4 protein-coding genes are annotated in these 6000 nt (G+C 65.6%); all 4 read right to left on the bottom strand.

Going from position 1 to position 6000, the window contains the following annotated elements; genetic code table 11:
* Positions 1-274: 274 nt before the first annotated feature.
* Positions 275-1783, bottom strand: a complete 1509-nt coding sequence (locus ASG39_RS16220; RefSeq protein WP_062595973.1) for a glycosyltransferase family 39 protein — start codon at positions 1781-1783, stop codon at positions 275-277.
* A 340-nt stretch (positions 1784-2123) separates the two neighbouring features.
* The gene (locus ASG39_RS16215; protein ID WP_062595972.1) at positions 2124-4403 is read right to left on the bottom strand and encodes a xanthine dehydrogenase family protein molybdopterin-binding subunit; all 2280 of its coding nucleotides are present in this window, start codon (positions 4401-4403) and stop codon (positions 2124-2126) included.
* Positions 4393-5463, bottom strand: a complete 1071-nt coding sequence (locus tag ASG39_RS16210) for a xanthine dehydrogenase family protein subunit M (protein WP_062595971.1) — start codon at positions 5461-5463, stop codon at positions 4393-4395. Before ASG39_RS16210 ends, ASG39_RS16215 begins: the two co-directional genes overlap by 11 nt.
* Positions 5460-5987, bottom strand: coding sequence for a (2Fe-2S)-binding protein (locus tag ASG39_RS16205; RefSeq protein WP_062595970.1), 528 nt, complete (start codon positions 5985-5987; stop codon positions 5460-5462). The genes ASG39_RS16210 and ASG39_RS16205 overlap by 4 nt, the downstream gene beginning before the upstream one ends.
* Positions 5988-6000 lie beyond the last annotated feature (13 nt).

Here is a 6000-nt window from a genome sequence, read left to right as displayed (position 1 = left end):
AAGGCCGCAGGTTCAAATCCTGCCCCCGCAACCAAAACACACCACAGATAAAAAACAAACTCACCAATACCCCCGCGCCGTAATGGCCGGGGGTTTTGGCGTTTCTGGGATGCGTGACCCAGGGGAGGGGATCGCGTGCCATCTGGCTGGGTGTGGGATGCCCGTCTTTGGGCGCGAGCAAAGGGATCTGGCGAAGCTGGTGCGATCCTGGTCCCTCTGGTGCTCCTGCCGGACGAGGAATCCATCTTGACGCCGGTTGATCCGCGATAGACCCCTAGTGCGGATAGGCGATTGCGTAGCCGAAGCTGTAGGTGTCTTCGGCTCTGCCATAAAGTTGGGGGAGCGTCAGTGTGTGGCGTTCGATCCGGGCGTTTGGTCCCGTATTGCGGTCAAGCCACTCGCTCAGGTCCGACGGCATGGGCGGAGGGGTGCGGCCTTTTCGTTCGCGCCAGACGAGGACGATGGGATGCTCCGGGGTCCAGGTGAATGACGGGGCGAACTGAGGGTAGGTGAGGGCGGCTGCGGGGACGTCCGGTCGCTGCAGGTGCAGGTTGCCGGCGACGTGCGTTTCCTCGGCGACGAAGAGCGACGGGCTTGAGGCGCGAGCGTCGATGTCGCGCGAGAGGCCTTCGAACGGCGCGTTGATGTACTGGTACTCGCCGGTCAGTCCGGCCGTGGTGATGCGCAGGAGCAGGATCGTCGGGATCGCGACCATGAAGAGGATGGCGAGGCGGAGGAATTTCTCCGCTGCATCCGGGCGGTCGGCTTGGGCGGCCTCGATCTTCAGGCAGAGATAGAGCGGGAAGACGAGCGTGTAGGGGCTGAGCCAGCGGTCGCGGATGCTGTCCACCCCGCCGAAGAGGATGATGAGGAGCAGGGCCACAGCGATGATGATGAAGATGCGCTCGACCAGTCGCGTCCAGTTGCTCTCCGCCTTGATGGCAGCTCGAAGGGGTCTGCGAAACGTCAGCGAGAAGCAGAGGAGCGTCAGCGCCACGCAGCCGAGAATGGCCACGAGGTAGGACCCGATCCCCATCGAGATCGCTTTGAAATAGCTTGTGTCCGAGGTCATCTTGGCAAGCGTGGTGCTGGTCGCGGCTTCCATATTGTGCAGGAACCAGACGGCGTGCGGCAGGACGATGAGCGCGGCTGTCGCCATCGTCGCGAGGATGCGGATATCGAGCAGGTAACGGCGGACGTCACGGTCGAGCAGCATGGCAAGGCAGGCCGCGACCGGAAGCAGGACGATATTGTATTTCGATATGACGCCGAGACCAATGGCGACCCCGGTCAGCACGTAACCCGGCAGGCTCGGGTGGCGGACGGTTCGCACCAGCGCATAGAAGAACAGTGCTACCGAGAAGAAGGCGGCGACGGTATGGGTCAGATCCCGTTGCGACTCGAAGCCGAGCTGGGGAAGGGTGAGCAGGCCGAGCGTCGCCACAACCGCCAGCGCGCGATTTTGCAGGAGCTGCCGCGCCGTCATCCACGTCAGGAGATAGGTCGCCAGCAGGAGCCCGTTCTTGAGAATGGACAAGGCGGCGCGCGAGACACCGAAGATCTCGAAGACGAGGTTCTGTAGCCAATTGTAGAGCGGCGGCTGCCCGTCATAGCCCAGCGCCAGGAACTGCGAGACGAAAACCTGCTGCGCCTCGTCATGCTCCAGCGTCGTCGGCAGGACCAGCCGAACGAGGACGTGCAGAGCGAAATAGGCCGTGAGGACGAGGGGAAAGATCGCGAGGGGCGATCGGTCGGCGGCGAGCAGGCGGGTCAACGGGCGCATGGACGACGGACATCAACGGTGGGCACCTGCAGGAAAGGACCGGGTCCCCGGTGAAAAGGCGGTCGTTCGCTCAACGGTGTCCGGCCCCCTGACAACAGCGGTTTTCGCTGACATGTGCAATCTGGAGTGTGCCAATAATGGCTATCCGGTATAGATCGGTCGTCCCCGGGTCAAGGCCTTTGCCGCCGGCCAGAGAGTATGGATGTTCGCCCGAAACTGACGGGGGATCTCACAGGCACATGGGCTATTGGGTCGCACGATGCACGGAAGCCTCCAGCGGGACGCGAGCATGCCCTGCATGGCGCCTCATGGGCGCCATGCAGGGTTCTTGATCGCGCCTTCACGCCGACAGGACGTCCTCGATGCGGATCGGGAATTTGCGCACGCGCTTGCCCGTCGCGTGCCAGACGGCGTTGGCGATGGCGCCGACCGTGCCTGTGATGCCGATTTCGCCGACGCCCTTGACCCCGATCGGGTTGACGATCGCGTCGTCTTCGGGAACGAGGATCGCCTCCAGCGGGGGCACGTCCGCATTGACCGGCACGTGGTACTCGGCGAGATCGGCGTTCATGATCCGCCCCGTCCGTTTGTCCGTCACCGCCTCTTCATGCAGCGCGAAGGAGAGGCCCCAGATCATGCCGCCGAAATATTGGCTCTGGACCAGCCTGGGGTTGATGACACGGCCGGCCGCGAAGGCGCCGATGAGGCGCGTCGTGCGAATCTGGCCGAGGTCGGGGTCGATCTTCACCTCCGCGAAGACGGCGCCGTGGGAATAAAGCGCATGTGTGGAAGCCACGTCCGGATCGCGGGCGGATTTCGCCGTTCCCACGATATCCGAACGGCCGGCGCGGGCGAGGATCTCTGCATAGCTCTCGCTCCGATCCTCGTCGTCCCGACGATGGAGCCGTCCGCCACGCGCGGTGACCCCTATATTCCCCGCGCCAAAAAGCGGCGATGCCGGATCGTTGACGGCAAGGTCCGAAAGTTGGGCGATGGCATCGCCGCCGGCCTGGTTGAGGGCAAGGCCGGCGCTCGCCGTGTGGCCCGATCCGCCGGCAATGCCGGCATCGGGCAATGTCGAAAGACCGGAATGGAATTCGACCTCATCGATATCGAGCCCCAATGCCTCGGCTGCGATTTGGGCGAGTGCGGTCCAGGCCCCCTGGCCCATGTCGGCCGCCCCGGTCTCCACCAGGGCCGTGCCGTCGGCGCGCAGCGTTGCCCGCGCTTCCGCCGGAAAATGCGGACAGTGGAAAACGGCCGTACCCATGCCCCAGCCGACCAGAAGACCGTCGTCGTCCCGCATCTGGCCCGCCGAAAGCGGGCGGCGCGACCAGCCGAAGCGGGCGGCACCCTCGGCATAGCAGGTTCGCAGTGCCTTGGACGAAAAGGGCTTGTTCGTGCCGGGCTCCGTCTCCGCATAGTTCTTCAAGCGGAATTCGAGCGGGTCCATGCCGCAGGCTTCCGCCGCTTCGTCGATGGCGACTTCGAGGGCCGCCGAGCCGGATGCTTCCCCCGGTGCGCGCATGGGGCCCGGCGTGCCGGTGTCGAGCCGCAGACCTTCATGCTCGACGAGGATCGCGGGACTTGCGTACAGCGGCAGCGATGCGTTGGCAGCGGGTTCGAGGAAGTCGTCGAAAGCCGAGGTGGCGGATATCGACCGGTGATGCAGGGCCGTCAGTTGGCCGTCGCTTTCCATGCCCATGCGCAGCCTCTGCCATGTCTGGCCGCGATGGCCGACGGGGCCGTACATTTGGGCGCGGGTCAGCGCCAGCTTGACCGGCCGCTTCAGCATGCGGGCGGCGAGGATCGCGAGAATTTGCGGGCCGTTGATGATCGCCTTCGAGCCGAAACCGCCGCCGAGAAAGGGCGAGCGGATCGTCACGTTTTCAACGGGAATGCCGAAAAAGGCGGCATAGGTCGCGCAGCTCAGGGCCAATGCCTGGTTCGGCATGTCGAGGACGACGTGATCGCCGTCCCATTCCGCCACCACGGCATGGGGCTCCATGGCATTGTGGTACTGCGGCGGCGTTTCATAGTCGGCCTCCATGGTGATGGCGGCTTTCGAGAAGCCGGCCTCGATATCGCCAAAGGCCGTCATCGGCGCCCCGCCGACGCCGACGCCCGGAGGGTCGAAGCGCAGTCCGGTGTCCAGGCCGACACGCGCCGGTTCGACATCATATTGCGGATCGAGCAGGGCAGCGCCTTCGGTTGCGGCTTCCAGCGTTTCGGCGATCACCAGCGCGATCGGCTGGTTGGCATAGCGTACGCCGTCGTCCTGCAGCACTTCGACGCGGAAGCCGAAGGGTGGCATCTTCTCGTCGGGATCGTGGAACAGCGGCGGTCGGTTGGCCGACGTCAGCACCTCGATCACGCCGGGATGCGCCCTGGCGGCCTCGATGTTCATGGAGCGGACACGTCCGCGAGCGATCCGGCTGACGGCGGTGACGGCAAACACCATGCCTTCCGGATGATTGTCGGCTGCATAGGTCGCGCGTCCGGTAACCTTCAGAATGCCGTCACGGCGGGTCAGCGGCTGGCCGGCATTGGAGCCGTAACGGCTGATGGCGGCTTTCGGTTCGGACGGTGTTCTCTGGAGCGAGGATGGTTCAGGCGACATGAAGATCTCCCTTCGGTGCGGGGGCGTGCTGTTCCGGGAACGGCGATGCGGGGAGGGCCGGCATGACCTTCGGCGTGCCTGCGGACGCCAGGGTCAGGGCGCGGACGAGGATGCGATGCGCAAGCGTGATCTTGAACGCGTTGTCGCCGGAGGGACGGGCGTCCGCGAGTGCAGCCGTCGCGGCCGTCTCGAAGGTCTCCCGGTTCGCGCGCTGCCCGACGAGGGCTGCCTCGGCGGCGTGCGCCCGCCAGGGCTTGGCCGCGACGGCGCCGAGCGCAATCCGTGACGACCGGATCGTGTCGCCGTCCATGTCGAGCATGGCGGCGGCGGACACGACCGCGAAGGCGTAGGACGTGCGTTCGCGCAGCTTCACGTAGCGGGCATGGCCGGCCAAGGCTGCAGCCTCCGGCAGGCGAAGGCCTATGATGAGGTCACCCGGCGCGAGGACGGATTCCGTGGCGCTGATCGCGTCCGGTAGCCGGTGCAGAGCCTCGATCGGAAGTTCCCGACGGCCTGCAGCGCCTTCGATCTCGACCACGGCATCAAGGGCGGCCAGGGGGACGCAGAAGTCGGAGGGATGGGTGGCGATGCATTGCTCGGTCCAGCCGAGAACGGCATGAAGGCGGTTTTCGCCCTGCAGCGCATCGCAGCCGGAGCCGGGTTCCCGCCGGTTGCAGGCGCTCGCGATGTCCTGGAAATAGGCGCAGCGCGTTCGTTGCAGAAGATTGCCCCCGACCGTCGCGGCATTGCGCAATTGCGCGGAGGCCCCTGACAGAAGAGCCTCGGCCACGGCGGGATAGGCGGCGGCGAAGCGGGCGTCGTAGGCCAGGTCGGAATTGCGCACCAGGGCACCGATGCGCACGCCGCCGTCCGGCAGCCACTCGATACGATCGAGGCCCGGAAGCCGGCTAATATCGATGACGCGTTCCGGACGCGTCACGCCGATCTTCATCAGGTCGAGAAGGTTGGTACCGGCGGCGAGATAGACCGATCCGGGAACGGCTGCGGCGGTGATCGCCTCGGCGAGGCTTGCCGGGCGAAGGAAATCGAAGCGGTTCATGCGGCGTTCCTTCCGTCTTCAGGCACGCCGGCGGGCTGTGCGTCATTCTTCGCAGAGAGGGCATGGCCCGCTTCCAGCACGGCCTGGGTGATGCCCTGATAGGCGCCGCATCGACAGATATTGCCGCTCATCAGTTCGCGGACGCGTTCGGGATCGTTTCCGGCATGGCCTTCGGACAGGAGGCCCACCGCGCTCATGATCTGGCCCGGTGTGCAATAGCCGCATTGCAGGCCGTCGCAGGCGATGAATGCGGCCTGCACGGGATGAAGCTCGGTACCGTCGGCAAGGCCTTCGATGGTGGTGACCGTGCTGCCGTCGAGGCTTGCGGCGAGCGTCAGACAGGCATTGATGCGTCGCCCGTCGAGCAGAACGGTGCAGGCGCCGCACTGGCCGCGATCGCAGCCCTTCTTGGTGCCGGTGAGGTGCAGCCGCTCGCGCAGGAGGTCGAGCAGCGTCACGCGCGGATCGTCAAGCGCGATGCTGTTGGACTGACCATTGACGGTGAGGCTGATGGAGAAAGGCATGGGATGCTCCAGT

It is taken from the genome of Rhizobium sp. Leaf371 (assembly GCF_001424045.1).
In the GTDB taxonomy this organism is placed as follows: domain Bacteria; phylum Pseudomonadota; class Alphaproteobacteria; order Rhizobiales; family Rhizobiaceae; genus Ferranicluibacter.
The sequence above is the reverse complement of the archived record's forward strand: the minus strand, read 5'-3'. Positions and strand labels throughout refer to the sequence as shown.

What these genes read in the sequence shown, in the direction of transcription:
- ASG39_RS16205 (WP_062595970.1), bottom strand. Translation starts at nt 5,987, where the DNA reads ATGCCTTTCTCCATCAGCCTCACCGTCAATGGTCAGTCCAACAGCATC.
- ASG39_RS16210 (WP_062595971.1), bottom strand. Translation starts at nt 5,463, where the DNA reads ATGAACCGCTTCGATTTCCTTCGCCCGGCAAGCCTCGCCGAGGCGATC.
- ASG39_RS16215 (WP_062595972.1), bottom strand. Translation starts at nt 4,403, where the DNA reads ATGTCGCCTGAACCATCCTCGCTCCAGAGAACACCGTCCGAACCGAAA.
- ASG39_RS16220 (WP_062595973.1), bottom strand. Translation starts at nt 1,783, where the DNA reads ATGCGCCCGTTGACCCGCCTGCTCGCCGCCGACCGATCGCCCCTCGCG.